Origin of the sequence: Mycobacterium sp. (genome assembly GCF_035653355.1) — a bacterium.
Taxonomy (GTDB): Bacteria; Actinomycetota; Actinomycetes; order Mycobacteriales; family Mycobacteriaceae; genus Mycobacterium.
The window spans coordinates 1-3,460 of record NZ_DASRBZ010000212.1 but is presented as its reverse complement, the minus strand read 5'-3'; the positions used below and the strand labels follow the sequence as shown (position 1 = coordinate 3,460).

The window sequence follows — 3,460 nt, the reverse complement described above, 5'->3', positions numbered from 1 at the left end:
CCGTGTCGCGACACCGGCGGCCGAGAAGGTGGCCATCGACGACAGGGTGGCTACCCCGGCGCGCAGAATCGGCAGCGCGACCGCAGCGCCGGTGCCCTCACCGAGCCGCATCTGCAGGTCCAGAATCGGGTCGAGGCCCAGTTGCACCAACGCCAGCGCGTGAGCCGGTTCAGTGGAGCGGTGACCGGCCTGCCACCATAGCCGCGCGCCCGGCGCCAGGCGCTCGGCGACCAGAGCCGCAGCCGTCACCGCCAAGCCGTCGAGAAGCAAGGGCGTGCGCCGCACCGCGGCCTGCGCACAAAACCCGGCGATTGCTCCGAGATCCGCGCCACCGCAACACCGCAGCAGCCCGACCGGATCGGCGAGCACCGACCGAGCCCGAAACAGCGCGTCGCGCACCGCGACCGTCTTGCGCGCCCAGCCGGCGTCATCGATCCCCGTCCCGTAGCCCACTACCGCGACCGGCTCCGCGCCGGTCAACGCGGCCACCAAAACCGTTGCCGGCGTGCTGTTTCCGATACCCATGTCACCGGCGATCAGCAGGTCGGCGCCGGCGTCGACCTCCTCGTCGGCGATCCGGCGGCCGGCTTCAATTGCGGCAGCGGCCTCATCGTCGGTCAGCGCATCCTGCACCGCGATATTGCCGCTGCCATGGCGCACCTTATATGCGCCGATCCGCTCCGAGAGCGCGTCGGCGTCGACGGCCAAATCGGCCACTCGCACAGTCGCACCGGCAACCTCGGCCACCGCGTTGATCGCCGCGCCGCCGGCATCGATGTTGGCCACCATCTGGGCGGTCACCTGCGGCGGGTAGGCCGACACCCCGGATGCTGCGACGCCGTGGTCGCCAGCGAACACCACGAGCCGCGCGCGCTCGAATTGCCGTGGCGGACAAACGCCTTGGCAGGACGCTACCCACACCGACAGCTCTTCCAGACGGCCCAGCGAGCCCCGCGGCTTGGTCAGCGTGTCCTGGCGGGCACGGGCGGCAGCGGCCGCTCCGGCGTCCAGCGGCGGCACGGCGGGGAAGGTCATCGCGTCGCCACCTTGATCGGCACCGGCTGCCCGGCCACGACTAACACCACCCGCTCGCACAGCGCGGCCAACCGCTGGTTGAGCGCGCCCAACTCGTCGGCGAAGCGACGGCCCGACGCGGTGGCCGGCACCACGGTCAACCCGACCTCCGGGCTGACCAAGACCAGTGGGCCATGAAACGCGCGCACCGCGGCGATCACCTCTTCGACGTCGACCGCCACCGATCCGGCGTCCCAGGCGCGCTCGCGATCCAGCGTGGCGGCCAGCCAGCCGCCGACATCGTCGACCAGGGTCGGCGTGCCTGGTGACTGGCGCAATTGCGTTGCAATGTCACCAGTTTCGACCGTCGACCAGTGTGCGGGCCGGCGGCGGCGGTGCTCGGCGACCCGGCGGGACCAGTCTTCATCGCCGTCGATGGGCGAGCCGGTAGCCACGTAGCACACCGGTTGATCCGCTGCCACGGACTCGGCGATGGCCGCCTCTGCCCATCGGGACTTACCCGACCTGATTCCGCCGAGCACCAGCGTGCGCACCGTTGATCAGGGCGCTTTCCGGCCAGAGCTAATCAACACGGCTGCCGCGTTTGACTTGAGGCCGGGGGGCCCGCATGCGGCGCAGCTGCGAGGCGCGGCCGAACGCGTACCAGCCGAGCTTCCACCGGCTTTCAGTGTTGCCTGGGAACTTCTCGTCGACCCGGTTGGCGACTTTGCGGCCCAAGATGACGCCGTCGATCGCCATCACGACCATCAGGAGCATCATCGCCGGCGACATGTACATCTGCAGCTGCGGCACGGCGAACATCATGAATAGCAGCGTCAGGGTGGCCGGCATGAACAGGCCGAGCGCGTTGCGCCGGGCGTCTACGATGTCGCGGACGAACCGGCGGACCGGCCCTCGGTCGCGGGGCAGCAAGTAGCCCTCTTCGCCGGCCATCATCCGCTCTCGCCGCTCTGTCATCGCAGCCCGCCGCGCGGCCTTGTCGGCCCGCCGCTCCTCGCGGGTGAGCTTGGCCCGGGCCATCGCCTTACGCCGGGCCCGCGCCTCCGCGGCGGTCATCGGGGCCGGCGCGACCGGGCCCCGGCGCCTGGCGGTGTCCCGCTTGGGTGTGGGCCGCCCCTTGGGCGCGGTGGTGCGGGTACGGCCGGGCGCGGCCGCGGCGACGTCGTTGGCCAGCGCCGATTCGGCATCGGTCGACGCGTCGTCGCTGTCTTTCTTGCGGCCCAGCAGCTTCACATTGGCCAGGTTACTTCGTGGCCTGCTCAGCCGGTATCGACCCGTCATGCGCGGTCACAGGCCCGGCCATACGCTTGCTCAATGAGTGGCTTCGGGGCCGACGCGCGGGGCAGCGCGCCTGCAGAAGCCGACGTGCCGCCCCTGCGGCTGCTCATCGCCCCGGACTCCTTCGGCGACACCCTGACCGCCGTGCAGGCTGCCGCTGTCATCGCCACCGGCTGGAGCCGGGTCCGTCCCGCCGACCACCTCACCATCGCACCGCAGTCCGACGGCGGCCCGGGCTTTGTCGCGGTGCTGGCCGACCGGGTGGGGGAGCTCCGCCGAGCCCGGGTGTGCGGCCCGCTGGGCGTCGACGTCGACGCCGACTGGGTGTTCGATGCCGCTTCGGCGACCGCATACCTGGAAAGCGCACAGGCGTGCGGGTTGGCTCTTCTAGGCGGCCCACCGACCCCAAAGACCGCGTGGTCGGCCCACAGCCGGGGCATCGGCCAGCTGCTGATGGCCGCGCTGGACGCCGGGGCGACGCGGATCGTCGTCGGGTTGGGCGGTAGTGCAAGCACCGACGGCGGGCGGGCACTCGTCGAGGAGCTCGGCGGACTGGTCGCGGGCCGTCGCCGCCTGGAGGGCGTGGAGCTGATCGCCGCGTCCGACGTCGAACACCCGCTGTTGGGGCCGTGGGGCGCCGCGCGGGTGTTCGGGCCGCAGAAGGGCGCCGATACGGCCACCATGGCGGCACTCGAACAGCGTCTGACCGAGTGGGCGGCCGAACTCGACGCAGCTGCGGGACGGCCGGTCAGCGCCGAATCGGGTGCGGGCGCCGCAGGCGGCATCGGTGCCGCGCTGCTCGCGCTCGGCGGCCGCCGACAGTCCGGTGCGGCGATCATCGCCGAACACACCCGCCTGGCCGACGACATCGCCGCCGCCGATCTCGTCGTCACCGGTGAAGGTCGGTTCGACGAGCAGTCACTGCACGGCAAGGTGGTCGGCGCGCTGGCCGCCGCGGCGCGCAGCCGGCAGGTGCCGGTGCTGGTGCTGGCCGGACAGGTCTGCCTGGACGGTCTTGCGTTGAGGTCAGCGGGCATTTTGGCCGCGTTCGCGGTGGCCGACTACGCGGGCTCGGTGCGGCTAGCGCTGGCCGACGCTGCGAATCAGCTCATGGGTCTGGCGAGCACGGCGGCGGCGCGACTCGGGA

Annotated in this window: 4 protein-coding genes; 1 reads left to right on the top strand and 3 read right to left on the bottom strand. The window is 71.9% G+C overall.

What is annotated here, in order from left to right:
* The 3 genes from cobT to VFA16_RS07230 all read right to left on the bottom strand — a co-directional run.
* The coding region (gene cobT / locus VFA16_RS07240; protein ID WP_324967155.1) for a nicotinate-nucleotide--dimethylbenzimidazole phosphoribosyltransferase at positions 1 to 1,035 on the bottom strand (1,035 nt) is incomplete at its 3' end.
* Positions 1,032 to 1,568, bottom strand: coding sequence for a bifunctional adenosylcobinamide kinase/adenosylcobinamide-phosphate guanylyltransferase (locus VFA16_RS07235; protein ID WP_324967154.1), 537 nt, complete (start codon positions 1,566 to 1,568; stop codon positions 1,032 to 1,034). The genes VFA16_RS07235 and cobT, both read right to left, overlap by 4 nt.
* A gap of 28 nt (positions 1,569 to 1,596) precedes the next feature.
* Positions 1,597 to 2,268, bottom strand: a complete 672-nt coding sequence (locus tag VFA16_RS07230) for a DUF3043 domain-containing protein (RefSeq protein WP_324967153.1) — start codon at positions 2,266 to 2,268, stop codon at positions 1,597 to 1,599.
* A gap of 141 nt (positions 2,269 to 2,409) precedes the next feature.
* Between VFA16_RS07230 and VFA16_RS07225 the strand changes: the two genes are divergently transcribed.
* Positions 2,410 to 3,460 (top strand): glycerate kinase (locus tag VFA16_RS07225; protein WP_324967156.1); only part of this gene is annotated, 1,051 nt, incomplete at its 3' end.